This window comes from Streptomyces sp. NPDC048415 (assembly GCF_040651675.1).
GTDB lineage: Bacteria > Actinomycetota > Actinomycetes > Streptomycetales > Streptomycetaceae > Streptomyces.
This window is the reverse complement of sequence record NZ_JBEZKJ010000014.1, coordinates 35,030-59,159: the sequence shown is the minus strand read 5'-3', so window position 1 is coordinate 59,159 and position 24,130 is coordinate 35,030. Positions and strand designations below refer to the sequence as shown.

Sequence of the window (24,130 nt, the reverse complement as noted above, 5' to 3'; positions counted from 1 at the left end):
CAGCGGCTTAAGGGATCACGCCTCCCGTCGCACCTCCACCACCCGGAAGCGGTTGGCCACGAACGCCCCGTCGCACAGGGCCGAGTTGGCCGCCGCGTTGCCGCCCGAGCCGTGGAAGTCCGAGAAGGCCGCCGTCTGGTTGACGTAGACCCCTCCCGTGAGGTTCAGGGAGAGCTGGGCGCACTCCTCCAGGCAGGCCTCCCGCACGGCCTGCTCGACCTCCTCGTCGGTGGTGTACGCGCCGACGGTCATCGCGCCCTTGTCCCTGATCGTGCGCCGCAGCAGCTCCACGGCGTCCGCCGCCGAGTCGACCGCGACGGCGAAGGAGACCGGCCCGAAGCACTCGCCCAGGTAGGGCGCCTCGTCGTCCGCGCCCTCCCAGTACTTCCGCGCGCCGTCGAGCTTCACGATCACCGGCGTACGGACGACCGCGTTCGGGAACTCGGGGTTGTCGACCTCGCGGGAGGGGAGGGCGACTTCGCCGAGTCCGGCCGCGGCCTCCAGGCGGGCCTTCACGTCCGGGTTCACGATGGCGCCCAGCAGGGCGCCCGCGCGCGCGTCGTCGCCGAGAAGCCCGCCGACCGACTTGGCGAGGTCGGTGACCACCTCGTCATACGACTTGGGGCCCTCCTCCGTGCGGATGCCGTCGCGGGGGATCACCAGGTTCTGCGGCGTCGTGCACATCTGGCCGCTGTACAGCGACAGGGAGAAGGCCAGGTTGGACAGCATGCCCTTGTAGTTGTCGGTCGACTCCACGATCACCGTGTTGACGCCGGCCTTCTCCGTGTAGACCTGCGCCTGGCGGGCGTTGGCCTCCAGCCAGTCGCCGAACGCCGTCGAACCCGTGTAGTCGATGATCCGGATCTCGGGCCGTACGGCCAGGGTCTTGGCGATGCCCTCCCCGGGACGCTCGGCGGCCAGCGCCACTAGGTTCGGGTCGAAGCCCGCTTCGGCGAGCACCTCGCGCGCGACCTGGACCGTGAGCGCGAGCGGCAGCACCGCGCGCGGGTGGGGCTTCACCAGCACCGCGTTGCCGGTGGCGAGGGAGGCGAAAAGGCCCGGATAGCCGTTCCACGTCGGGAAGGTGTTGCAGCCGATCACCAGCGCGATGCCGCGCGGCACCGGCGTGAACTGCTTGGTCAGCGCGAGCGGGTCGCGCTTGCCCTGCGGCTTGGTCCACTCCGCGGTGTCCGGGGTGCGGATCTGCTCCACGTACGCGTACGCCACTGCTTCGAGGCCGCGGTCCTGCGCGTGCGGGCCGCCCGCCTGGAACGCCATCATGAAGGCCTGGCCGCTGGTGTGCATGACCGCGTGCGCGAACTCGTGCGTGCGGTCGCTGATCCGCTTGAGGATCTCCAGACAGACCACGGCGCGGATCTCCGCGCCCGCGTCGCGCCAGGCGCGCTGCCCGGCCCGCATGGCGGGCAGCAGCACGTCGACGACCGCGTGCGGGTACGCAACGCCCAGATCGATCCCGTACGGCGACACCTCGCCGCCCACCCAGTCGTCCGTGCCGGGCTGGCCGAGGTCGAGGCGGGTGCCCAGCAGGGCGTCGAAGGCGGCCTTGCCCTCTTCCATGCCCAGGCTGCCGTTCTCGCCGTACGCCTTGGGGTGCTCGGGGTGCGGGGACCAGTACGCGCGCGTGCGGATCGCTTCCAGCGCCTGGTCGAGGGTGGGCCGGTGCTGGGCGATCAGCTGGTGCGCGGTGAGTTCGGCGGCCATCAAGGACCAACTCCTCGTCTCAAGAGCTCTTCGTCGAGCTCGCGAGCTGGGCAGGAATGGACAGTCAGAGTTAGAGTAACCGAACGATCGGTCGGGACAAGGGGGTCCGCCGCATCTGTGGAAAACCCCGTGCGGGAGGATCGCGCACATGACAGCACTCGACCTCAGCAGCCCCGTGGCCGTCGTCGGCACCGGCACCATGGGCCAGGGCATCGCCCAGGTCGCGCTGGTAGCGGGCCACCCCGTGCGGCTCTACGACGCCGTTGCCGGGCGTGCCGAAGCGGCGGCCGAAGCGATCGGCGCCCGTCTCGACCGGCTCGTCGAGAAGAACCGGCTCACCGGCGCCGAACGGGACGCCGCACGCGCCCGGCTGCGACCGGCCGAAACCCTGGAAGACCTCGCGGACTGCGCGCTCGTCATCGAGGCGGTGCTCGAAGAACTCGACGCGAAACAGCGGCTGTTCCGGGATCTAGAGGACATCGTCGAGGACGACTGTCTACTCGCCACCAACACCTCTTCCCTGTCCGTCACGGCCATCGGCGGTGCCCTGCGCAACCCCGGCCGCCTCGTCGGACTGCACTTCTTCAACCCCGCGCCGCTGCTGCCCCTGGTGGAGGTCGTCTCCGGGTACGCGAGCGACTTCTCGTCGGCCACGCGCGCGTACGAGACGGCACGCGCCTGGGGCAAGACCCCGGTCGCCTGCGCCGACACCCCCGGCTTCATCGTCAACCGCATCGCGCGGCCCTTCTACGCCGAGGCCTTCGCGGTCTACGAGGCCCAGGCCGCCGACCCGGCCACCATCGACGCGATCCTGCGCGAGTCCGGCGGCTTCCGGATGGGCGCCTTCGAGCTGACCGACCTGATCGGGCAGGACGTCAACGAGTCCGTCACGCACTCCGTGTGGCAGTCCTTCTTCCAGGACGTCCGCTTCACGCCCTCGCTCGCCCAGCGTCGGCTGGTCGAGTCGGGCCGGCTCGGCCGCAAGACGGGACACGGCTGGTACGACTACGGGGACGGCGCCGAGCGGTCCGAGCCGCACACCGCGGAGAAGGCCCAGGCGCCCGCGTACGTCGTCGCCGAGGGCGATCTCGGCCCGGCCTCGGAACTCGTCGCCCTGATCCGCGAGGCGGGCATCCAGGTCCGCGACGACGAGGAGGACCACGGCACCCGTCTGGTGCTGCCCAGCGGAGGCCAGCTGGTCCTCGCCGACGGTCAGACCTCGGTCGAGTTCCGCGACGTCGTCTACTTCGACCTGGCGCTCGACTACCGCAAGGCGACCCGGATCGCCCTGTCCGCCTCGCAGGACACCGCTGCCCAGACGCTCTCCGAGGCCATCGGCCTCTTCCAGGCGCTCGGCAAGGACGTCAGCGTCATCGGGGACGTCCCCGGCATGATCGTCGCCCGGACGGTGGCCCGGATCGTCGACCTGGCGCACGACGCCGTCGCCAAGGGGGTGGCCACCGAGGAGGACATCGACACCGCGATGCGGCTCGGCGTGAACTACCCCCTCGGCCCCTTCGAGTGGTGCCGCAGGCTCGGCAGGAGCTGGGCATGCTCCCTGCTCGACGATCTGCACCAGCGCGACCCCTCCGGGCGCTACGCCCCGTCCCTCGCGCTCTACCGCCACGCGTACGCCACCGAGAAGCGGGAGGGCACCTCATGACCACCGCCAAGCGCGACACCTACACCCCGGAGACGCTGCTCTCGGTCGCCGTCCAGGTCTTCAACGACCGCGGCTACGACGGTACGTCCATGGAGCACCTCTCCAAGGCGGCCGGCATCTCCAAGTCGTCGATCTACCACCATGTCGCGGGCAAGGAGGAGCTGCTGCGCCGCGCCGTCAGCCGGGCGCTCGACGGCCTCTTCGGGATCCTCGACGAGGAGCACGCGTGCGTGGGGCGTGCCGTGGAGCGCCTGGAGTACGTCGTACGGCGGATGGTCGAGGTGCTCACCGCCGAACTTCCCTATGTGACCCTGCTGCTGCGGGTACGCGGCAACACGGACACTGAGCGCTGGGCTCTGGAACGGCGCCGCGACTTCGACCACCAGGTGGCCGAGCTCCTGAAGGCCGCGGCCGCCGACGGGGACGTACGCCCGGACGTGGAGGTCCGGCTCGCGACCCGGCTGGTCTTCGGAATGATCAACTCGGTCGTGGAGTGGTACCGGCCGGACGGCCGCGGCATGGGCGCGCGGGAAGTGGCCGACGCGGTCGTGCAGTTGGTCTTCGGCGGGCTACGCAACGAATCCTGAGCTCCCTCGGGCTGATCAGCCGTGCCGCTCCGCTCCTGGGCGCCCTTGGGCGGGATCAGCCCTGCGGCTCCACGTCCTCCTCCTCGAAGACCAGCAGCGTCCGCGTGCTGAGCACCTCCGGGATGGCCTGGAGGCGGGTGAGTACCAGTTCGCGCAGCGCCCGGTTGTCCGGCGTGTGTACCAGGAGCAGTACGTCGAAGTCGCCGCCCACCAGTGCGATGTGGGAGGCCCCCGGAAGCACCCTCAACTGCTCGCGCACCGTACGCCAGGTGTTCTGCACGATCTTGAGGGTGATGTACGCCGATGTGCCCTGCCCGGCGCGTTCGTGGTCGACGCGGGCTCCGAAACCGCGGATCACGCCGTCCTCGACGAGGCGGTTGATCCGCGCGTAGGCGTTGGCCCGGGACACATGGACGCGCTCGGCCACGGAACGTATCGAGGCGCGGCCGTCCGCCTGGAGCATCTGCAGGATGTCCTGATCGATGGCGTCGAGCGGGCGGGCGGGCGGAAGGGCGGGGCCGGCCTCCGGTGGCTCGGCCATTTGTTCAGGTGCCATGTCCCCCCGCCTCCCTACCATGGACGTACTGCGTCCATCTCAGGCTGTGCAGAACCGTTTGTCCACAGCCTGGTGGTGCCTGTAGCCAAAATGTGCCGACGACCGAACAATCGGTAGGTGAGGCGCCTCACACCCGTGACGCGCCTGAAGCCGCTCCCACGAGGAGGTGCCGTCATGACGGTCATGGAGCAGCGAGGCGCTTACCGGCCCACGCCGCCGCCCGCCTGGCAGCCCCGCACCGACCCCGCGCCGCTGCTGCCCGACGCGCTGCCGTATCGCGTCCTCGGCACCGAGGCGGCCGCGCGGGTCGACCCGGGCTTGCTGCGCCGGCTGTACGCGGAGCTGGTGCGTGGCCGCCGCTACAACACGCAGGCCACCGCCCTCACCAAGCAGGGCCGTCTCGCCGTCTACCCCTCCAGCACCGGCCAGGAGGCCTGCGAGGTCGCCGCCGCGCTCGCTCTGGAGGACCGCGACTGGCTCTTCCCCAGCTACCGCGACACGCTCGCCGCCGTCGCCCGCGGCCTCGACCCCGTCCAGGCGCTCACCCTCCTGCGCGGCGACTGGCACACCGGGTACGACCCCCGTGAGCACCGCATCGCGCCCCTGTGCACCCCGCTCGCCACCCAGCTCCCGCACGCCGTCGGACTCGCGCACGCCGCCCGCCTCAAGGGCGACGACGTGGTCGCTCTCGCCCTCGTCGGCGACGGCGGCACCAGCGAGGGCGACTTCCACGAGGCGCTGAACTTCGCCGCCGTATGGCAGGCGCCGGTCGTCTTCCTCGTGCAGAACAACGGCTTCGCCATCTCCGTCCCGCTCGCCAAGCAGACCGCTGCTCCGTCGCTGGCCCACAAGGCCGTCGGCTACGGGATGCCGGGCCGCCTGGTCGACGGCAACGACGCGGCGGCGGTGCACCAGGTGCTCGCCGAGGCCATCGCCCACGCGCGCGCGGGGGGCGGTCCGACGCTCGTCGAGGCGGTGACGTACCGCATCGAAGCCCACACCAACGCCGACGACGCCACCCGCTACCGCGCCGACGCCGAGGTCGAGACCTGGCGCGCGCACGACCCGATCGCGCTCCTGGAACACGAGTTGACCGAACGGGGCCTGCTCGACGACGAGGGCATACGGGCCGCGCGCGAGGACGCCGAGACGATGGCCGCGGATCTGCGCGAGCGCATGAACCAGGACCCGGTGCTCGACCCCATGGATCTGTTCGCCCATGTGTATGCCCAGCCCACCACTCAACTGCTGGAGCAAGAAACCCAGTTGAGGGCGGAGCTGAACGCGGAGGAGGCAGCGGCAGACGGTCCGCACCACCACGGCCCGGAAGGAGCCGGGCGATGACCACCGTTGCCGTGAAGCCGGCCACCATGGCGCAGGCCCTCGGCCGCGCGATGCGCGACGCCATGGCCGACGACCCCGCGGTCCACGTCATGGGCGAGGACGTGGGCGCCCTCGGCGGTGTCTTCCGGGTCACCGACGGCCTCGCCAAGGAGTTCGGCGAGGACCGCTGCACGGACACTCCGCTCGCCGAGGCGGGCATCCTCGGAACAGCCGTCGGCATGGCCATGTACGGCCTGCGGCCGGTCGTGGAGATGCAGTTCGACGCGTTCGCCTACCCGGCGTTCGAGCAGCTGATCTCGCATGTGGCGCGGATGCGCAACCGCACGCGGGGCGCCATGCCGCTCCCCATCACGATCCGCGTCCCTTACGGCGGCGGCATCGGCGGCGTCGAACACCACAGCGACTCCTCCGAGGCGTACTACATGGCGACTCCGGGGCTCCATGTCGTCACGCCCGCGACCGTCGCCGACGCCTACGGGCTGCTGCGGGCCGCCATCGCCTCCGACGACCCGGTCGTCTTCCTGGAGCCCAAGCGGCTGTACTGGTCGAAGGATTCCTGGAACCCGGACGAGCCGCCGGCCGTTGAACCGATAGGCCGCGCGGTGGTGCGGCGCTCGGGCCGGAGCGCCACGCTCATCACGTACGGACCGTCCGTGCCCGTCTGCCTCGAAGCCGCCGAGGCGGCGCGGGCCGAGGGCTGGGACCTCGAAGTCGTCGACCTGCGCTCCCTGGTGCCGTTCGACGACGAGACGGTGTCGGCCTCCGTACGGCGGACCGGGCGCGCGGTCGTCGTGCACGAGTCGGGCGGGTTCGGCGGCCCGGGCGGGGAGATCGCGGCCCGCGTCACCGAGCGCTGCTTCCACTATCTGGAGGCGCCGGTGCTGCGCGTGGCCGGGTTCGACATCCCGTATCCGCCGCCGATGCTGGAGCGGCACCACCTGCCCGGCGTCGACCGGATCCTGGACACCGTGGGGCGCTTGCAGTGGGAGGCGGAGAGCTGATGGCCCAAGTGCTGGAGTTCAAGCTCCCCGATCTCGGGGAGGGACTCACCGAGGCGGAGATCGTCCGCTGGCTGGTGGAGGTCGGCGATGTCGTCGCCATCGACCAGCCCGTGGTCGAGGTCGAGACCGCCAAGGCGATGGTCGAGGTCCCCTGCCCCTACGGCGGCGTGGTCACCGGCCGCTTCGGCGAGGAGGGCACGGAACTGCCCGTGGGAGCCCCGCTGCTGACCGTCGCCGTGGGCCCGCAGGCCTCGGGCGAGGACGACGAGGGCTCCGGAAACGTACTGGTGGGGTACGGCACGGGGGCGCCCCCCGCGCGGCGCAGGAGGGTACGGCCGCCCGGCGCAGGGCCCGTACGCCGGCCGACGGCACCGTCCGCCGGCGAGCACCGCGGAGCGGCGACCGGGCCCGCGGGGCACGAGCCGGGACGACCAGGGCGCCCTGTCGGCGCGCGCTCCGGCGACCAGGACCGTCCGGTGGCCGACGGCCAGGAACTGCCGGTAGCCGACGGCCAGGGACCGCCGGCCGCCGCCTCGTACGGCGCCGGCGTGCTGCGCGGTGAGGGACCCGTACCGGTCATCTCGCCGCTCGTGCGGCGGCTCGCCCGCGAGAACGGCGTGGATCTGCGGGAGCTGGAGGGCTCGGGGCCCGACGGGCTGATCCTGCGCGCGGACGTGGAGTACGCGCTGCGCGCCGCGGCCACCGGTCCTCAGCTCCTCCAGGCCCCTGCGGCCGGACGCGGCCCGAGCGCTCCCACATCTGAGGAGTTCCTCCAGCTCCGCGCGGCCGTACACGGCGCGAGCGCGCCCGTATGCGCGTCCCCGTCGGTGTCCGAGCCTTCGCAGGCACCGTCGCAGTCCCCCGTGCCCGGAGCGGCACCGGCTTCTCGGGGCGGGGCCCAGCACGGCATCCGCACCCCCCTCCGAGGCATCCGCGGGGCCGTCGCCGACAAGCTCTCCCGCAGCCGTCGCGAGATACCCGACGCGACCTGCTGGGTGGACGCCGACGCGACGCAGCTCATGCACGCGCGCGTGGCGATGAACGCGGCGGGCGGGCCGAAGATCTCCCTGCTCGCGCTGCTGGCCCGGATCTGCACCGCCGCGCTGGCGCGATTCCCCGAGCTCAATGCGACCGTCGACATGGAGGCCCGCGAGGTCGTCCAGCTCGACCACGTGCACCTGGGCTTCGCGGCGCAGACCGAGCGGGGGCTCGTCGTACCCGTCGTACGGGACGCACACGCCCGCGACGCGGAGTCGCTGAGTGCGGAGTTCGGCCGGCTGACCGAGGCGGCGCGGACCGGGAGGCTGACGCCCGGGGAACTCACGGGCGGCACCTTCACGTTGAACAACTACGGGGTGTTCGGCGTCGACGGCTCCACACCGATCATCAACCACCCCGAGGCGGCCATGCTGGGCGTCGGACGGATCATCCCCAAGCCCTGGGTGCACGAGGGCGAGCTGGCGGTGCGGCAAGTCGTCCAGCTCTCGCTCACCTTCGATCACCGGGTGTGCGACGGCGGCACGGCGGGCGGCTTCCTGCGATATGTGGCGGACTGCGTGGAACAGCCGGCGGTGTTGCTGCGCACGCTGTAGTCCCGCGGGGTCCGGTCATCCCCGTCCACATGCTGTGCACGGGGGTGGCAATGATCCTTGGGGCGCCCATACTCGGGGGATGACCGCGTACGAGCCACCGGGCACGTCCGAGCCATCGGACAGCCCCGACCCGCCGGACAGCCCGCAGCGGCCTCGCAGCCCCGGCGGTGCTGTCCCGTACGACGCCGTCGTGCTCGCGGGCGGCGCCGCGCGGCGGCTGGGCGGCGCGGACAAGCCCGGACTGCGGGTGGGCGGCCGGGCGCTGCTCGACCGCGTGCTGGCCGCCTGCCGGGGTGCCGCCACCACCGTGGTCGTCGCCGAGCGCAGGGCCACCGAGCGCCCCGTGGAGTGGGCCCGCGAGGACCCGCCCGGCGGGGGGCCTCTCGCCGCGCTCGACGCCGGGCTGCGGCACACCTCGGCGGAGCACGTCCTGGTGCTCTCAGCCGATCTGCCGTTCCTGGACGAGGAAACGGTCCGGAGTCTGCTGAGCGCCCTGCGGACGAGTGGCGCCCCGGCGGACTCGGCCAAACACGAGGGCGTGCTCCTCACCGACTTCGACGGTCGCGACCAGCCGCTGGTGGCCGCGTACCGCACGGCGGCCCTGCGCCGGGAGCTGGCCGCACTCGCCGCCACCCACGGCGCGCTGACCGGGCTGCCACTGCGGCGACTCACCGCCGCGCTCGATCTCACCCGCATCACCGACCCCGTCGCGTCCTTCGACTGCGACACCTGGGACGACATCGCCGCCGCCCGGGCACGTATCAGGGAGCATGGGCACGTGTTGGATGAATGGATTTCCGCAGTCAAGGACGAGCTGGGCATCGATCTGGACGTCGACACCGGCGTACTGCTCGACCTGGCCCGCGACGCCGCGCACGGAGTGGCCCGGCCCGCCGCGCCGCTGACCACGTTCCTCGTGGGCTACGCGGCCGCGCTGGCCGGCGGAGGCCCGGAAGCCGTCGCGGAGGCCTCCCGCAAGGCCGCCGCTCTGGCGCTCCGCTGGGCCGACGAGGATGTCCCCGAGGCCAAGCCGGATGCTTCCGACGCCAAGCCCGACGCTTCCGAGGCCAAGCCGGACGCCGGATGACCGGGCCGGGTGCGCGGGCCGCCGGCAGCCAGGACGCCGACGAACTCGACGTGGAGGAGGCTCTGGCCTTGGTGAAGGACAGCGGTGACCAAAGGCCCAGGGAGCCGGGGTCCGGCGGCCGGCAGAACGGGGACGCGCACGATCTCGACGTCGAAGAGGCCCTCGCCCTGGTGAAGGAGAGCAACGCCCGCGCCCCGGAGCACAGCGACGACACCCCTTCCGTCCCCGCCCCCGCCCCGCAGGGCGGGCCGGGCGCGCACGCCGTCCAGCACGAGCACCACAAGGCCACCCCCTGGCCCGAGGCCCGCGTCGCCGCCGAGCGAGCCGCCCGCTCCGTACCGCGCCGAGCCCCCGCCTCCGTACCCCTCGAGGCCTCCCTCGGCCTCGTCCTCGCCGCCCCCCTCAGCGCGCTCACGGACCTCCCCTCCTTCGACACCTCCGCGATGGACGGCTGGGCGGTCGCGGGACCCGGCCCCTGGGAGGTACGGGAGGAGCGGGTGCTCGCCGGGCACGCCGAGCCGCAGGCGCTCACCGACGGCGAGGCGGTGCGGATCGCCACCGGGGCGCGCATCCCCCAGGACGTCACCGCCGTACTGCGCAGCGAGCACGGTCGGACGGACGACAAGGGGCGGCTGCATGCGACCCGGGAGGTCGTGCACGGGCAGGACATCCGCCCGCGCGGCCAGGAGTGCCGCAACGGCGATCAGCTGCTGCCCGCCGGCGCACTCGTCACCCCCGCCGTGCTGGGCCTCGCCGCGGCCGCCGGGTATGACACCCTCACGGCCGTTCCCCGCCCGCGCGTCGAAGTCCTCGTGCTCGGCGACGAGTTGCTCGTCAAGGGTCTGCCGCAGGATGGGCTCATCCGGGACGCGCTCGGCCCGATGCTGCCGCCCTGGCTGCGCGCGCTCGGCGCCGAGGTCGTCAGGATGCGCAGGCTCGGCGACGACGCCAAGGCGCTGCACAAGGCGATCGCCGGTTCCGACGCCGACCTGATCGTCACCACCGGCGGCACCGCCGCGGGCCCCGTCGACCACGTCCACCCCACCCTGCGCCGCATCGGCGCCGAACTCCTCGTCGACGGCGTCAAGGTGCGCCCTGGCCACCCGATGCTGCTGGCCCGCACCAAGGAGAACCAGCACCTCGTCGGCCTGCCCGGCAACCCCCTGGCCGCCGTCTCCGGTCTGCTCACGCTCGCCGAACCCCTGCTGCGCACCCTCGCCGGCCGCGCGGCCCCGGAGCCGTACACACTGCCTCTGAAGGACGCCGTGCACGGGCACCCGTACGACACTCGGCTCATCCCCGTCGCCCTGCGCGCCGAGGAAGCGGTGCCGCTGCACTACAACGGCCCGGCGATGCTGCGGGGCATCGCGGCGTCCGACGCCCTCGCGGTCGTACCACCGGGCGGTGCACGAGCAGGTCAGGAACTCGAACTCCTGGACCTGCCCTGGGCCACCGCCGGAATCGACGTGTGTTTCACGTGAAACTTCCGGGCCATGACGCGATCGCCCGCCAGGCGGACGAACATCTCGTGACCCATCGGGTGAAACTCCCGAAGAAAGTCGTGGAACGCCCGGTCCGGCAGGTCGGCACACGGCTGGTGATGGCCCTGCTGGTGCTCGTCGCCACCGCGTTCATCGTCTGGATCGACCGCGGCGGCTACCACGACAACTCGGACGGCGCCGTCGACCTGCTCGACGCCTTCTACTACGCGACCGTCACCCTCTCCACCACCGGATACGGCGACATCACCCCGGTCAGCGACGCCGCCCGGCTCACCAACATCTTCGTCATCACGCCGCTGCGCGTGCTGTTTCTGATCATCCTGGTCGGCACCACCCTGGAGGTCCTCACGGAACGCACCCGGGAGGAATGGCGGCTGAACCGCTGGAGGGCGACTTTGAGGGATCACACCGTTGTTGTCGGCTTCGGGACCAAGGGGCGGTCGGCCATTGAGACGGTCTGTGCGACCGGGCTGAGGAAGGAACAGGTCGTGGTCGTCGACCCCAGTTCCAAGGTGGTCGACGCGGCAACGGCTGACGGATACGCGGGGATCGTCGGCGACGCTACGCGCAGCGATGTGCTGGTGCGGGCCGAGGTGCGCAAGGCGCGGCAGATCATCATCGCCACCCAGCGGGACGACACCGCCGTACTGGTCACTCTGACCGCCCGGCAGATGAACCGTGCGGCGAAGATCGTCGCCGCCGTGCGGGAGGAGGAGAACGCGCCGTTGCTCAAGCAGTCCGGCGCCGACGCCGTCATCACCAGCGCCAGCGCCGCCGGCCGCCTGCTCGGGCTCTCCGTGCTCAGCCCCGCCGCGGGCATGGTCATGGAGGACCTCATCCAGCAGGGCAGCGGGCTCGACATCGTCGAACGGCCGGTCATAAAGGCCGAGGTGGGCAAGGGCGTACGCGAGACCGCCGACCTGGTGGTGAGTGTCGTACGAGGGCATCGGGTGCTCGGATACGACGATCCGGCCGTCGGAACACTGCAGTTGACGGACCGGCTCATCACCATCGTGCGTGTCACCCCCGGCACGCAGGTGGCGCCCGACATCCGGCCCCTCCCACACGAGTAGCCCGCGCCGCCCAGGAGTAGCGTCGCCCTCATGTACGCGATCACGATTCCAGAACCTGGTGGGCCCGAGGCGCTGGTGTGGGACGAGGTCCCGGATCCTGTGCCCGCCGAGGGCGAAGTGCTGGTCGAGGTGGTGGCCAGCGCCGTCAACCGCGCCGACCTGCTGCAACGGCAAGGCCTCTACAACCCGCCGCCCGGCGCGTCCCCGTATCCCGGGCTCGAATGCTCGGGGCGCGTCGTCGACGTCGGACCCGGTGTCTCGGGATGGGCGGTCGGCGACGAGGTCTGCGGGCTGCTCGCGGGCGGCGGATACGCCCAGAAGGTCGCCGTTCCGGCCGGACAGCTGCTGCCCGTGCCCGCGGGCCTGGACGTCAAGCAGGCGGCCGCGCTGCCGGAGGCGACCTGCACCGTCTGGTCGAACGTCTTCATGGTGTCGCATCTGCGCCCTGGGGAGACCCTGCTCGTGCACGGCGGCTCCAGCGGCATCGGCACCATGGCGATCCAGCTGGCCAAGGCCGTCGGCGCGAAGGTCGCGGTCACGGCGGGCACCAAGGAGAAGCTCGACTTCTGCGCCGAACTGGGCGCGGACATCCTGATCAACTACCGCGAGCAGGACTTCGTCGAGGAGATCAAGCAGGCCACCGACGGCGCCGGCGCCGACGTCATCCTCGACAACATGGGCGCCAAGTACCTGGACCGCAATGTGCGCGCCCTCGCCGTCAACGGACGGCTCGCGATCATCGGTATGCAGGGGGGAATCAAGGGTGAGCTGAACATCGCCACCCTCCTCAACAAGCGCGCCGCCATCAGCGCGACCTCGCTGCGCGCCCGCCCGCTCGGCGAGAAGGCGGCGATCGTCGCGGCCGTACGCGAACATGTGTGGCCGCTGATCGACTCCGGTCACGTACGTCCGGTCATCGACCGCGAGCTGCCGATGAGCGACGCGGCCCAGGCCCACCGGGTTCTGGAGGAGAGCGGCCACATCGGAAAGGTGCTGCTCGTCGTTCCCTAGCAGCCGCTCGGCCGCCCGGTGGGCGCGCCGTCTCAGCGGCGCCGGACCCGCAGCGCCACGAATGCCAGCCCCAGCCCCAGGCCGATGAGGATCAGCCCGCTGCCCAGGGGCAGGATTTCGAGTACGGGCTGCGGGTCGGGACCGGAGCGTACGACGCTCTGCTCGGCGGGGATCGCGTCGTGGGGCGACGGCTGGGGGGCGATGCTCGCCTCCGAGGTGTCCGGGACCTCGGCGTCGGGGTCGGCCTCAGGGTCCGAGTCGGTCGCCTCGGTGTCCTCGGAGTCCGTTTCGTTCGAGGTGTCCGAATCCGGGCGCCCCGGGCGAGCGCGTCCCACGCCCGCGGGGCTCCCCGCATGGGAGGCGTCGGCGCTGGGCCGGGCGACGTCCGGAAAAGCACGCTCGGCGGCGTACGGAGCACGCTCGGCGGCGTATGGGGCGGGCTCGGCCGCGTACGGAGCGAGCTCGGCCGCGTGCGAGACACGCTCGGCGTAGGACGGATGCGCGGCGCCGGTCACGAGGACGGCGGCCGGCAGGCCGGTGGCAAGCAGCGTGCGGAGCCATGGACTCACTCCGATGACCCCTTCCCAATAGGTCCCGATTTCGACGGAACCAGCCTCACATGACTCCATGCGCACGGCATCTCGACGGAGTGTGACCGCACTGCTCGCGTGCACCGGGCCGAATGGCGCCCGCGGATGTGGTGGATCACCCTCTGTGGGGGGCACCACCGTGATGTGGTGGAGCCGTGCGAGAGAATGGCGGCATGGAGATGCCGAGGAACGAAAGGTCGCCGGAGAACCCTCAGATCCTGGTCGTTGGCCAGGACGGGATGGCTCTCGGTGGCACCGGAGACGAGGACTCCCGCGAGGTCCCAGTGACAGAGATGGTGGAACAGCCCGCCAAGGTGATGCGCATCGGCAGCATGATCAAGCAGCTGCTGGAGGAGGTGCGTGCCGCGCCTCTGGACGAAGCCAGCCGCGTCCGGCTCAAGGAGATCCACGCCAGCTCGGTGAAGGAGCTGGAAGACGGTCTGGCCCCCGAGCTGGTCGAGGAACTCGAGCGGCTCTCCCTGCCCTTCACGGACGACGTGACTCCCAGTGACGCCGAACTGCGAATCGCGCAGGCCCAGTTGGTGGGCTGGCTCGAGGGTCTCTTCCATGGGATCCAGACGACCCTGTTCGCCCAGCAGATGGCGGCCAGGGCCCAGCTGGAGCAGATGCGCCGCGCCCTCCCACCGGGTGTCGGCGGCGGCGAGGGCGATGAGGACCCCCGCACGGTCGGCCGCTCCGGCGGTCCGTACCTGTAACCCCCCCGTCAGATCACTGACGACGGAACGGGCCCGGCACCGAAGTGCCGGGCCCGTTCCTCGTGCTGCCGCTCAGGCCGGGTCGCCCGTCGAGACCTTGAGCTCGATCTCGGGCATCTTCTTCGGGTCGACGTCCGTTCCCTCGGAGGGGAACTGATCCATGATCGTGTCCTCGCCGTAGACGTTCTCGTCGACGCGTGTGACCTTCATCTGCCAGCCCGCGGCCTGGAAGCAGGCCTTCACCGACGTCAGGTTCTTGTACTGGAAGCTGGGGATCTGGATCTTGTTCGGGTCGTCGTACGACTCTTCCGGAGAGGTGCACTTCTCCTTGTCGATCGTCTTCGACGTGTCGGGATCCCGGTGACCCGCCACCACGGTCGGCGACTTGCTGGCGTCTCCGCCGTTCCCGTTGTCGTCGCTGCTGCCGCCGTTCAGCGTGAGCGCGGTGATCAGGCCGCCGATCGCGATGAGCGCGACCGCGATCGAGCCGACGATGACGCCCTTGTTGCTCTTTCGCCCGCCCGAGCCGCTCGAGACTGGAGTCGTGGCCTGGGGCGTGAGGTTGTACGGCGGCGGAGTGGAGGTGGCCTGCTGCGGGGCGTACGCGGCGGTCTGCGGCGGTGTCTGGTAGCCGCCTTGCTGCGGATAGCCGTACGCGGGAGACGGCGCCGGGGTCGGCGTGCCGTACGGGCCCGGCTGGTACGGCGTGTGGACGGGGCCCGGCGCCGGAGTGCCCTGCTCGACCGGCGGGAAGACGGCGGAGGCGACGCCCGCGCCGCTCGACGTCTGGGCGCCGGGCACGATGCTCGGCGCGGCGGCCTGGAACGACTGGGCCACGCGCAGGCACTCGTCCCGCATGATCTCGGCGCTCGGGAAACGCTCGTTCGGGTTCTTCTTCAGCGCGCGGGCGACCAGCGCGTCCACGGCCGGGGGCAGCGAGCGGTTGATCGAGGAGGGCGCGACGGGCTCCTCCTGGACGTGCGCGTAGGCGATGGCCAGTGGCGAGTCCGCCTCGAACGGCAGTCGGCCGGTGACCAGTTGGAACAGCATGATGCCGACCGAGTACAGGTCGGATCTGGCGTCCACGCCTCTGCCGAGGGCCTGCTCGGGGGAGAGGTACTGCGGGGTGCCGACGACCATGCCGGTCTGCGTCATCGAGGTGACGCCGGACTGCATGGCGCGGGCGATGCCGAAGTCCATCACCTTGACGACGCCGCGCTTGGTCATCATCACGTTGCCGGGCTTGATGTCCCGGTGGACCAGGCCCATCTCGTGGCTGATCTCCAGGGCCGCGAGCACATCCGCGGTGATCTTCAGGGCCTTGTCGGCGGGCATGGCGCCGTACTGCGCGACGTCCTGGTCGAGCACGGAGCCGAGCGGGCGGCCCTCGACGTACTCCATGACGATGTACGGGGTCGTCATGCCGTCCAGGTCGTCCTCGCCGGTGTCGAAGACGGAGACGATGTTGGTGTGCGTGAGCTTGGCCACCGACTGGGCCTCGCGGCGGAAGCGCTCACGGAACGCCTGCTCGCGGCCGAGTTCGGTGTGCAGCGTCTTGATCGCCACCTGGCGGTCGAGCACCGAGTCGTACGCGAGATGCACCGAGGCCATGCCGCCCTCGCCGAGCAGATCGCGCAGCTGGTAGCGGCCGCCGGCGACCGCACGCCCCGCGTACCGGCCCTGTGCGCCGTCCTGGCTCATGTTCTGCGTCCCCCGCGGCCTCGATGATCGATTGGCTTATTCCCGGCCAAGTCTGCCCGAGGGCACTGACACGTCAAGCTCGGTGCCCGTTCCGTGACCGTCTGCGAAAGAAGCGTCGCGGAAGCGTTACAGGTGCCGTACGGCCGGTACACAGAATTTGCACGCGGGGACCTGCGAGGGGTTTGATGGCCGGTCCATCTCACGCTCATCTCGGACCGGCGCCTTGCGCGGAGCCTGTAGCGTGGCCCGACGGAGACCGTAACAACCACCGCGCAGACCGCGGGCAGAAACGACGGCGAGGACTGATGGCACAGCAGCAGCGCGCTCAGGGCCCGTCCGACCCCGAGGCGACTGGCGGCGGTATGTCAGATGCGCCGGAGATGTGGGGTAACGGCGGGCTGGTCGGCGACGGCCGATATCGGCTGACCCGCAGACTCGGCCGGGGCGGCATGGCCGAGGTGTTCGCGGCCGAGGACGTACGCCTCGGACGCACCGTCGCGGTCAAGCTGCTCCGTTCCGATCTGGCCGAGGACCCGGTCTCCAAGGCCCGTTTCACACGCGAGGCCCAGTCGGTCGCGGGGCTCAACCACCACGCGGTCGTCGCCGTGTACGACTCCGGCGAGGACGTGGTCGGCCACGGCGTCGTCCCCTACATCGTGATGGAGATCGTCGAGGGCCGCACGATCCGCGATCTGCTGCTCAACGCCGAGGCCCCCGGGCCCGAGCAGGCGCTGATCATCGTCTCCGGTGTCCTGGAGGCGCTCGCCTACTCGCACCAGCACGGCATCGTGCACCGCGACATCAAGCCGGCGAACGTGATCATCACGCACACCGGCGCCGTGAAGGTGATGGACTTCGGCATCGCGCGCGCCCTGCACGGCGCGCAGTCGACGATGACGCAGACCGGCATGGTCATGGGCACCCCGCAGTACCTCTCCCCGGAGCAGGCGCTCGGCAAGGCCGTCGACCACCGCTCCGACCTGTACGCGACCGGCTGTCTCCTGTACGAACTCCTCGCGCTGCGGCCCCCGTTCACCGGTGAGACACCGCTTTCGGTGGTCTACCAGCACGTCCAGGACACCCCGGTGCCGCCGTCCCAGGTCTCCGACGCGGTGCCGCCGGAGCTCGACGGCCTTGTCATGCGCTCGCTCGCCAAGGAACCGGACGACCGGTTCCAGACCGCCGAGGAGATGCGCGGGCTCGTCCAGTACGGGCTGCAGATGCTGTACGACCAGGGCGGGCACACCGGTACCTGGAACACCGGCCCGGTGGACGTGCACGAGGGTCTGCACACCCCGGCCGCGGGCTTCGCGGGCACGACCGCGCTGCCGCATCCCGGCGACTCCGGGACCACGCAGATCCCGCAGCAGATCCTGCCCAACGGGTACGGCGGCCGGGACGACGGCGGTTTCGAGGGGCACGGCAACAAGGGCGGCGGCCGCGGCAAGCTGTGGATCCTCGCGGTCCTCGCGGTGATCGCCATCGCGGCGGGTGTCGCGCTCGCCCTGCACAACACCAGTGGCGGCACGGGGGGCAAAACCGGTACCACCCAGTCGCCGACCACCACGCACTCCAGCACGGACAACCAGTCCAGCGAGACGCCCAGCGACGAGGCGACGGACCAGCCCACGGACCAGTCGACGGACGACTCGACGAGCAACAGCGGCGGCACCGGTTCCGCGCCGTCGTACACGCCGTCCGCGAGCGACACCACGCAGCCCACGGACGCGCCGAGCGACGAGCCGACCAAGTCGACGCCGACCACCGAGGCACCGACGGACGGTCCGACGACGCCTACGGGGGGCCCGACGACGCCGGTTCCGACGGACGGCGGCACCGGCACCGGTGGCACCATCGCGGGCGGGGACGGGGGTCTTTGACCCGCCGGCTTGCCGACCGAACCACCCACCACGCGCGCGTGCGGCCCGAAAACGGGCTCCACGCGCGCGTGCCGTTGGTGACCGCCCCCGGAGTGCCGATCAGCCCACGAACGCCTCGCGCACCGACTCGTACTCCCGCGTCCACCACACCGCCAGAGCCGAGGCCGCCGGGAACTGTGGATCGGCGCGGGTGTCCCCGCGCTCGTAGTGCCAGCGCAGTATCCAGAAGTCGTTGAGGCGCTCCCACCACACCCGGTGCACGGCGGCGGTGAGTTCGGCGGGAGTGGCGCCCGCGGTACGCCGGTACGCGCGCGCGTAGGACCGTACCTTCGTCAGGTCGAGCGTGCCGATGGGACGTACGAAGAAGATCACCGCGGCGCGTACCGCCTCCTCGGCGCGGGGCTGGACGCCGAGGCGGTCCCAGTCGACGATCGCGGCCGGTTCGCCGTCGCGGTACAGCAGGTTGAACGGATGGAAGTCGCCGTGCACCCAGCCCACCGAACCGCCCTGCGGGGGACGCCGGTCGGCGTGCCGCTCCAGGAGGGCGCGCCGCTCCAGGAGCCGGTGCCGGGCCAGTTCGTCGAAGGCGTCACAGGGGCGATGTCGGCGCACCTGGGCGAGCAGGTGGTCGATGAGCGCGAAGGTGGCGGAGGGGTCCGCGCTCTGGGGGCGTGCGCCCCCAGCGCTCCTCTCGTCCGGTGACCGCGCTTCGGAGGCGCGCGCCCGTGGAGCGCGCCTCTGCGTCGGCATCACCCGTTCCAGACTGGCGTGTACGACGCCCAGGAGCGCCCCCAGTCGCGCGCACTGCGCGGTGCTGAGCTGGCCGCCGTGCCGGTGCCGTCCGTCGATCCACGGGTGCAGTGCGTACGCGTGGCCCGCGATGACGGCGACCGTGCGTCCGTCGGTGCCGGGCAGGGGCGGGGCGACCGGGACGCCGAGGTCCGCGAGGCGCTGGGTGGCCCGGTGCTGGCGGGCGATGGCGACAGGGTCGGCGGTCTCCGGGTCGAAATGGTGCTTGAGGAAGTACCGGCCGCGGGTGGTGCTCAGCCGGTAGCCGCGGTTGAGCAGCCCCTGGTCGACGGGTTCGCAGGTCAGCGCGGACCCGGCGGCGTACTGGCGGAGGAGGGCGCCCAGAGGGGGCGCGTGAGGCACAGGGGGTGGTACAGATGAGCGCGGCACGCGCCAGATGCTAGGGCACGAGCCGGGCCTCTGACCTCGTGCTTGTCACAGACAGTCGTCTTCGGTCAGAGCACAGTCACAGGAAGTGCTGGAACCGCCGTTCCAGGCCACCGTCCGTCGAGTGCACGGTGGCCAACTGTGGCTCGATACCCAGATAGACCGGTTCGAAGGGCTCGCCGTCCACGAGGCGCGGGGCGGGACCGAAGAGCTCCAGTTCGGCGGCGGTCGGCTCGGCCGGCTCGCACTGGCCCACGATCTGCACGGACCACAGACTCTCGCCCGTCCGCGCGGAACTCAGGTTGTCGGTGCCGTACACGACGCTGCCGGCACAGGCGTGGTGGTATCCGCAGCCGCGGGGCATGCGCAGCAGCACACGGCCGTCGACCACGATGTGCCGGGCGAACGCGAGGAAGGGCAGCGCACGCATGCCGGTGGCCACCCGGCCGTAATCGGTGCCGCCGATCAGGTCCACGGCGAGCCGTTCGACGGTGGGCATGCCACCAAATCTCCGGCACCCGGAGGGACTCGAAAAGAGCCAACCGCCTCCCGAAGGGAGGCCATAAGTCCGGAATAACTCAGTGCCGCTCATTCTCGGCCTGCAACCGCGCCACATATGCCGCCGCCTGAGAGCGCCGTTCCATTCCCAGCCTGGACAGCAGACTCGACACGTAATTCTTGATCGTTTTCTCGGCGAGATACAGCCGCTCCCCGACCGCGCGATTGGTGAGCCCTTCGCCGATCAGGTCGAGTACCCGCCTCGCCGACCACCTCGTTGTCGTCCTCGACCGAGAGCAGCTCATGGACTCCGCGGCGGACCACCTCATGATCGTCGAGGAGAAACACGGTGATTGTCCCGTTTTCACGCACGGTGTCAGTGACACACGATCATGGGCACTGCTCCAAGTGAAGTCTTCCCGTGCGTGGGGTGAGCGGGATAACGTGCCGGTGTTCCGGCCCCCTGCGAGGCTGTGACCAGTGCTGTGACCAGCGGCTGTTCCCGACCGAGTCGATTTAGTAGGAAACCCAAGTTTGGAAGTACTTGGATTTCCTATCAAAATCCCAGGTCAGGAGGGGTTTCGCAGAATTGTGAAGCACTGGGTAACGTGACTGCTGCAGGGCGCTCGCCGGGGCACCTGTCATGCTTGTTCCCGGTCGAGTGGCACCCACCCCGTGCACGGGTACCGGGAAGAGGCGAGCCGCACTGGTTACCCGGCAATCCCGGGGGCCGGACCGACGGAGGAGCACACGTGACCGTGGAGAGCACTGCCGCGCGCAAGCCGCGACGCAGCGCCGGGACGACCGGCGCGAAGAGCGTCGCGAGCAAGCGCGCCGGCGCGGCCGCCAAGGAGTCCCCGGGCGCCGGGCCCGAACTTGTTCAGCTGTTGACCCCGGAAGGCAAGCGGGTCAAGGACGCCGAGTACGACCCGTACGTGGCCGACATCACCCCCGACGAGCTGCGCGGCCTGTACCGGGACATGGTGCTGACCCGCCGCTTCGACGCCGAGGCCACCTCCCTGCAGCGCCAGGGCGAGCTGGGCCTGTGGGCCTCGCTGCTCGGCCAGGAGGCCGCCCAGATCGGTTCCGGGCGCGCCACCCGCGAGGACGACTACGTCTTCCCGACCTACCGTGAGCACGGCGTCGCCTGGTGCCGCGGGGTGGACCCGACGAACCTGCTCGGCATGTTCCGGGGTGTGAACAACGGCGGCTGGGACCCGAACAGCAACAACTTCCACCTCTACACGATCGTCATCGGCTCGCAGACGCTGCACGCCACCGGCTACGCCATGGGCGTCGCCAAGGACGGCGCCGACTCGGCCGTGATCGCGTACTTCGGGGACGGCGCCTCCAGCCAGGGCGACGTCGCCGAATCGTTCACCTTCTCCGCGGTCTACAACGCGCCCGTCGTGTTCTTCTGCCAGAACAACCAGTGGGCGATCTCCGAGCCGACCGAGAAGCAGACCCGCGTCCCGCTCTACCAGCGCGCGCAGGGCTACGGCTTCCCCGGCGTCCGCGTCGACGGCAATGACGTGCTGGCCTGCCTGGCCGTCACCAAGTGGGCGCTGGAGCGGGCCCGCCGGGGCGAGGGCCCGACCCTCGTCGAGGCGTACACCTACCGCATGGGCGCGCACACCACCTCCGACGACCCGACCAAGTACCGGGCCGACGAGGAGACCGAGTCGTGGGAGGCGAAGGACCCGATCCTGCGCCTGCGCACGTATCTCGAAGCCTCAAACCACGCGGACGAGGGATTTTTCGCGGAACTCGAAGCCGAGAGCGAAGCGTTGGGCAAACGAGTACGCGAAGTCGTCCGGGCCATGCCGGACCCGGACCACTTCGCCATCTTCGAGAACGTGTACGCGGACGGGCACGCGCTCGTCGACGAGGAGCGGGCCCAGTTCGCCGCCTACCAGGCGTCGTTCGCGGACTCAGCGGTTGAAGGGGAGGGCAAGTAGCGATGGCGGCAGAGAAGATGGCGCTGGCCAAGGCGATCAACGAGTCGCTGCGCACGGCCCTGGACACCGACCCCAAGGTCCTCATCATGGGTGAGGACGTCGGCAAGCTCGGCGGTGTCTTCCGGGTCACCGACGGCCTGCAGAAGGATTTCGGTGAGAACCGGGTCATCGACACCCCTCTCGCCGAGTCGGGCATCGTCGGCACCGCGATCGGCCTCGCGCTGCGCGGCTACCGCCCGGTGGTGGAGATTCAGTTCGACGGATTCGTCTTCCCCGCCTACGACCAGATCGTCACCCAGCTCGCGAAGATGCACGCCCGGGCCCTCGGCAAGATCAAGATGCCGGTCGTCATCCGCATCCCGTACGGCGGCGGCATCGGCGCCGTCGAGCACCACTCCGAGTCCCCCGAGGCGCTCTTCGCGCACGTGGCGGGCCTGAAGGTCGTCTCCCCCTCGAACTCCTCCGACGCGTACTGGATGATGCAGCAGGCCATCCAGTCGGACGACCCGGTGATCTTCTTCGAACCGAAGCGGCGTTACTGGGACAAGTCCGAGGTCAACAAGGACGCGATTCCGGGGCCCTTGCACAAGGCGCGCGTGGCGCGTGAGGGCAGCGACCTCACGCTCGCCGCCTACGGTCCGATGGTGAAGGTATGTCTGGAGGCCGCCGCGGCCGCCCAGGAGGAGGGCAAGTCGATCGAGGTCCTGGACCTGCGCTCGATGTCGCCCATCGACTTCGACTCCGTCCAGGCCTCGGTGGAGAAGACCCGCCGCCTGGTCGTGGTGCACGAGGCACCGGTGTTCCTCGGCACGGGCGCGGAGATCGCCGCCCGGATCACCGAGCGGTGCTTCTACCACCTGGAGGCACCCGTCCTGCGAGTCGGCGGCTACCACGCCCCCTACCCGCCGGCCCGCCTGGAGGACGAGTACCTCCCGGGCCTGGACCGGGTGCTCGACGCCGTCGACCGCGCCCTGGCGTACTGAGGAGAGGGTCGTGACGACGATGACTGAGAACGCGTCGGGGCTCCGCGAGTTCAAGATGCCCGACGTGGGCGAGGGACTCACCGAGGCGGAGATCCTCAAGTGGTACGTCCAGCCCGGTGACACGGTCACCGACGGCCAGGTCGTCTGTGAGGTCGAGACCGCCAAGGCGGCGGTGGAACTGCCCATCCCCTATGACGGTGTGGTGCGCCACCTCCACTTCCCCGAGGGGACGACGGTGGACGTCGGCCAGGTGATCATCGCGGTGGACGTGGCCGGAGGCGCGGCCGCCGAGGAAGCCCCGGTCCAGGAGCCCGTCCAGCAAGCCTCCGTTGCCGAGGCTCCCGCCGCCGAGGAGCCCAAGCCCGAGGGCCGCACGCCGGTCCTCGTCGGGTACGGCGTCGCCGAGTCCTCCACCAAGCGCCGCCCCCGCAAGAGCGCCGAGATCCCGGCCCAGCAGCCCGAGACGCTCTACGCGGCCACCGCGATCCAGGGCGAGCTCAACGGACACGGGCCTGGGCACACCACCCAGCAGCGCCCGCTCGCCAAGCCCCCGGTCCGCAAGCTCGCCAAGGACCTCGGGGTGGACCTCGCGACGATCACCCCGTCGGGCCCGGACGGCATCATCACGCGTGAGGACGTGCACGCGGCGGTGGCTCCCGCCCCGCAGCAGCCCACAGTGGCCGCGCCCCCGTTCACCCCCGCTCCCGCTCAGGTCCAGGCGCCTGCGCCGGTCGCCACCCACGACGCGGCGCGGGAGACCCGTATCCCGGTCAAGGGCGTCCGCAAGGCGACGGCCGCGGCGATGATCGGCTCGGCGTTCACCGCGCCGCATGTCACCGAGTTCGTGACGGTCGACGTGACGCGCACGATGAAGCTCGTCGAGGAACTGAAGCAGGCCCCCGACAGCTACGGGCTGCAGGGCCTGCGGGTCAACCCGCTGCTCCTCATCGCCAAGGCCCTCCTGGTCGCGGTCAAGCGCAACCCGGACGTCAACGCGTCGTGGGACGAGGCCAACCAGGAGATCGTGCTCAAGCACTACGTGAACCTGGGCATCGCCGCCGCCACACCCCGCGGTCTGATCGTCCCGAACATCAAGGACGCCCACGCCAAGACCCTGCCCCAACTCGCCGAGTCCCTCGGCGAGTTGGTGGCCACGGCTCGCGAGGGCAAGACCTCCCCGGCGGCGATGCAGGGCGGCACGGTCACCATCACCAACGTCGGCGTCTTCGGCATCGACACCGGCACGCCGATCCTCAACCCCGGCGAGGCCGCGATCCTCGCCGTCGGAGCCATCAAGCTCCAGCCCTGGGTCCACAAGGGCAAGGTCAAGCCCCGCCAGGTCACCACGCTGGCCCTCTCCTTCGACCACCGCCTGGTCGACGGAGAGCTGGGCTCCAAGGTGCTCGCCGACGTGGCGGCGATCCTGGAACAGCCCAAGCGGCTGATCACCTGGGGGTGAACCACGGACACGGGGCCGTCTCCGAGAGGCG

Annotated in this window: 20 protein-coding genes and 1 pseudogene; 14 read left to right on the top strand and 7 right to left on the bottom strand. The window is 71.0% G+C overall.

Annotation, left to right across the window (positions count from 1 at the left end; all coding sequences use genetic code 11):
* Positions 1-15: 15 nt before the first annotated feature.
* A complete protein-coding gene (paaN, locus tag AB0D27_RS12780) occupies positions 16-1,722 on the bottom strand; it encodes a phenylacetic acid degradation protein PaaN (protein WP_362506273.1) in 1,707 nt (568 codons plus the stop codon).
* Between the two features lie 148 nt (positions 1,723-1,870).
* Between paaN and AB0D27_RS12775 the strand changes: the two genes are divergently transcribed.
* On the top strand, positions 1,871-3,385 hold the full coding sequence (locus tag AB0D27_RS12775; protein ID WP_362506270.1) for a 3-hydroxyacyl-CoA dehydrogenase: 1,515 nt from the start codon (positions 1,871-1,873) through the stop codon (positions 3,383-3,385).
* On the top strand, positions 3,382-3,972 hold the full coding sequence (locus AB0D27_RS12770) for a TetR/AcrR family transcriptional regulator (RefSeq protein WP_362506267.1): 591 nt from the start codon (positions 3,382-3,384) through the stop codon (positions 3,970-3,972). The genes AB0D27_RS12775 and AB0D27_RS12770 overlap by 4 nt, the downstream gene beginning before the upstream one ends.
* 55 nt (positions 3,973-4,027) lie before the next feature.
* Here AB0D27_RS12770 and AB0D27_RS12765 read toward each other — a convergent pair whose 3' ends face one another.
* A complete protein-coding gene (locus AB0D27_RS12765) occupies positions 4,028-4,513 on the bottom strand; it encodes an Lrp/AsnC family transcriptional regulator (protein ID WP_362506425.1) in 486 nt (161 codons plus the stop codon).
* A gap of 189 nt (positions 4,514-4,702) precedes the next feature.
* Between AB0D27_RS12765 and pdhA (AB0D27_RS12760) the strand changes: the two genes are divergently transcribed.
* The 7 genes from pdhA (AB0D27_RS12760) (at position 4,703) to AB0D27_RS12730 (ending at position 13,138) form a co-directional block, all read left to right on the top strand.
* The gene (gene pdhA, locus AB0D27_RS12760) at positions 4,703-5,872 is read left to right on the top strand and encodes a pyruvate dehydrogenase (acetyl-transferring) E1 component subunit alpha (RefSeq protein ID WP_362506264.1); all 1,170 of its coding nucleotides are present in this window, start codon (positions 4,703-4,705) and stop codon (positions 5,870-5,872) included.
* A complete protein-coding gene (locus AB0D27_RS12755) occupies positions 5,869-6,873 on the top strand; it encodes an alpha-ketoacid dehydrogenase subunit beta (RefSeq protein ID WP_362506261.1) in 1,005 nt (334 codons plus the stop codon). Before pdhA (AB0D27_RS12760) ends, AB0D27_RS12755 begins: the two co-directional genes overlap by 4 nt.
* Positions 6,873-8,465: a dihydrolipoamide acetyltransferase family protein gene (locus tag AB0D27_RS12750; RefSeq protein WP_362506258.1), complete on the top strand. Its 1,593-nt coding sequence runs from the start codon at positions 6,873-6,875 to the stop codon at positions 8,463-8,465. Before AB0D27_RS12755 ends, AB0D27_RS12750 begins: the two co-directional genes overlap by 1 nt.
* A 79-nt stretch (positions 8,466-8,544) precedes the next feature.
* A complete protein-coding gene (locus tag AB0D27_RS12745) occupies positions 8,545-9,552 on the top strand; it encodes an NTP transferase domain-containing protein (protein WP_362506255.1) in 1,008 nt (335 codons plus the stop codon).
* Complete coding sequence (locus AB0D27_RS12740; RefSeq protein WP_362506252.1) at positions 9,549-11,033, top strand: molybdopterin molybdotransferase MoeA; 1,485 nt, start codon at positions 9,549-9,551, stop codon at positions 11,031-11,033. Before AB0D27_RS12745 ends, AB0D27_RS12740 begins: the two co-directional genes overlap by 4 nt.
* Positions 11,030-12,127 carry a potassium channel family protein gene (locus tag AB0D27_RS12735; protein WP_362506250.1) on the top strand — a complete coding sequence of 366 codons (1,098 nt, stop codon included), beginning with the start codon at positions 11,030-11,032 and terminating at the stop codon, positions 12,125-12,127. The genes AB0D27_RS12740 and AB0D27_RS12735 overlap by 4 nt, the downstream gene beginning before the upstream one ends.
* Positions 12,128-12,157: 30 nt before the next feature.
* Positions 12,158-13,138: an NAD(P)H-quinone oxidoreductase gene (locus AB0D27_RS12730; RefSeq protein WP_362506247.1), complete on the top strand. Its 981-nt coding sequence runs from the start codon at positions 12,158-12,160 to the stop codon at positions 13,136-13,138.
* 32 nt (positions 13,139-13,170) lie between these two features.
* On the opposite strand, the gene AB0D27_RS12725 is transcribed toward AB0D27_RS12730, so the two are convergent.
* The gene (locus AB0D27_RS12725; protein ID WP_362506244.1) at positions 13,171-13,707 is read right to left on the bottom strand and encodes a hypothetical protein; all 537 of its coding nucleotides are present in this window, start codon (positions 13,705-13,707) and stop codon (positions 13,171-13,173) included.
* Between the two features lie 194 nt (positions 13,708-13,901).
* On the opposite strand from AB0D27_RS12725, the gene AB0D27_RS12720 reads away from it, so the two are divergent.
* Positions 13,902-14,444, top strand: coding sequence for a bacterial proteasome activator family protein (locus AB0D27_RS12720; protein WP_362506241.1), 543 nt, complete (start codon positions 13,902-13,904; stop codon positions 14,442-14,444).
* A 72-nt stretch (positions 14,445-14,516) separates the two neighbouring features.
* Here AB0D27_RS12720 and AB0D27_RS12715 read toward each other — a convergent pair whose 3' ends face one another.
* Positions 14,517-16,145, bottom strand: a complete 1,629-nt coding sequence (locus tag AB0D27_RS12715; protein WP_362506238.1) for a protein kinase — start codon at positions 16,143-16,145, stop codon at positions 14,517-14,519.
* A gap of 305 nt (positions 16,146-16,450) precedes the next feature.
* Between AB0D27_RS12715 and AB0D27_RS12710 the strand changes: the two genes are divergently transcribed.
* Positions 16,451-18,025, top strand: a complete 1,575-nt coding sequence (locus AB0D27_RS12710; RefSeq protein WP_362506235.1) for a protein kinase — start codon at positions 16,451-16,453, stop codon at positions 18,023-18,025.
* A gap of 99 nt (positions 18,026-18,124) precedes the next feature.
* Here the strand turns inward: AB0D27_RS12710 and AB0D27_RS12705 are convergent, their stop codons facing one another.
* From AB0D27_RS12705 to AB0D27_RS12695, 3 genes and pseudogenes are all read right to left on the bottom strand, one after another.
* On the bottom strand, positions 18,125-19,177 hold the full coding sequence (locus tag AB0D27_RS12705; protein WP_362506232.1) for a phosphotransferase: 1,053 nt from the start codon (positions 19,175-19,177) through the stop codon (positions 18,125-18,127).
* A 103-nt stretch (positions 19,178-19,280) separates the two neighbouring features.
* Complete coding sequence (locus AB0D27_RS12700) at positions 19,281-19,700, bottom strand: pyridoxamine 5'-phosphate oxidase family protein (RefSeq protein WP_362506229.1); 420 nt, start codon at positions 19,698-19,700, stop codon at positions 19,281-19,283.
* A 79-nt stretch (positions 19,701-19,779) separates the two neighbouring features.
* Positions 19,780-20,071 (bottom strand): annotated as a pseudogene (locus AB0D27_RS12695) (LuxR C-terminal-related transcriptional regulator).
* Between the two features lie 380 nt (positions 20,072-20,451).
* On the opposite strand from AB0D27_RS12695, the gene pdhA (AB0D27_RS12690) reads away from it, so the two are divergent.
* The 3 genes from pdhA (AB0D27_RS12690) to AB0D27_RS12680 are packed head-to-tail and all read left to right on the top strand — an operon-like array spanning position 20,452 to position 24,099.
* Positions 20,452-21,657 (top strand): pyruvate dehydrogenase (acetyl-transferring) E1 component subunit alpha, encoded by a 1,206-nt coding sequence (gene pdhA, locus AB0D27_RS12690; protein WP_362506226.1) that lies wholly within the window; start codon positions 20,452-20,454, stop codon positions 21,655-21,657.
* A 2-nt stretch (positions 21,658-21,659) separates the two neighbouring features.
* Complete coding sequence (locus tag AB0D27_RS12685; protein WP_362506223.1) at positions 21,660-22,640, top strand: alpha-ketoacid dehydrogenase subunit beta; 981 nt, start codon at positions 21,660-21,662, stop codon at positions 22,638-22,640.
* A 10-nt stretch (positions 22,641-22,650) separates the two neighbouring features.
* A complete protein-coding gene (locus AB0D27_RS12680; RefSeq protein ID WP_362506220.1) occupies positions 22,651-24,099 on the top strand; it encodes a dihydrolipoamide acetyltransferase family protein in 1,449 nt (482 codons plus the stop codon).
* Positions 24,100-24,130 lie beyond the last annotated feature (31 nt).

Excerpts from the sequence above, each read along its gene's own strand:
- paaN (WP_362506273.1), bottom strand. The coding sequence starts at position 1,722 with ATGGCCGCCGAACTCACCGCGCACCAGCTGATCGCCCAGCACCGGCCC.
- AB0D27_RS12775 (WP_362506270.1), top strand. The coding sequence starts at position 1,871 with ATGACAGCACTCGACCTCAGCAGCCCCGTGGCCGTCGTCGGCACCGGC.
- AB0D27_RS12770 (WP_362506267.1), top strand. The coding sequence starts at position 3,382 with ATGACCACCGCCAAGCGCGACACCTACACCCCGGAGACGCTGCTCTCG.
- AB0D27_RS12765 (WP_362506425.1), bottom strand. The coding sequence starts at position 4,513 with ATGGCCGAGCCACCGGAGGCCGGCCCCGCCCTTCCGCCCGCCCGCCCG.
- pdhA (WP_362506264.1), top strand. The coding sequence starts at position 4,703 with ATGACGGTCATGGAGCAGCGAGGCGCTTACCGGCCCACGCCGCCGCCC.
- AB0D27_RS12755 (WP_362506261.1), top strand. The coding sequence starts at position 5,869 with ATGACCACCGTTGCCGTGAAGCCGGCCACCATGGCGCAGGCCCTCGGC.
- AB0D27_RS12750 (WP_362506258.1), top strand. The coding sequence starts at position 6,873 with ATGGCCCAAGTGCTGGAGTTCAAGCTCCCCGATCTCGGGGAGGGACTC.
- AB0D27_RS12745 (WP_362506255.1), top strand. The coding sequence starts at position 8,545 with ATGACCGCGTACGAGCCACCGGGCACGTCCGAGCCATCGGACAGCCCC.
- AB0D27_RS12740 (WP_362506252.1), top strand. The coding sequence starts at position 9,549 with ATGACCGGGCCGGGTGCGCGGGCCGCCGGCAGCCAGGACGCCGACGAA.
- AB0D27_RS12730 (WP_362506247.1), top strand. The coding sequence starts at position 12,158 with ATGTACGCGATCACGATTCCAGAACCTGGTGGGCCCGAGGCGCTGGTG.
- AB0D27_RS12720 (WP_362506241.1), top strand. The coding sequence starts at position 13,902 with ATGGAGATGCCGAGGAACGAAAGGTCGCCGGAGAACCCTCAGATCCTG.
- AB0D27_RS12715 (WP_362506238.1), bottom strand. The coding sequence starts at position 16,145 with ATGAGCCAGGACGGCGCACAGGGCCGGTACGCGGGGCGTGCGGTCGCC.
- AB0D27_RS12710 (WP_362506235.1), top strand. The coding sequence starts at position 16,451 with ATGGCACAGCAGCAGCGCGCTCAGGGCCCGTCCGACCCCGAGGCGACT.
- AB0D27_RS12700 (WP_362506229.1), bottom strand. The coding sequence starts at position 19,700 with ATGCCCACCGTCGAACGGCTCGCCGTGGACCTGATCGGCGGCACCGAT.
- AB0D27_RS12685 (WP_362506223.1), top strand. The coding sequence starts at position 21,660 with ATGGCGGCAGAGAAGATGGCGCTGGCCAAGGCGATCAACGAGTCGCTG.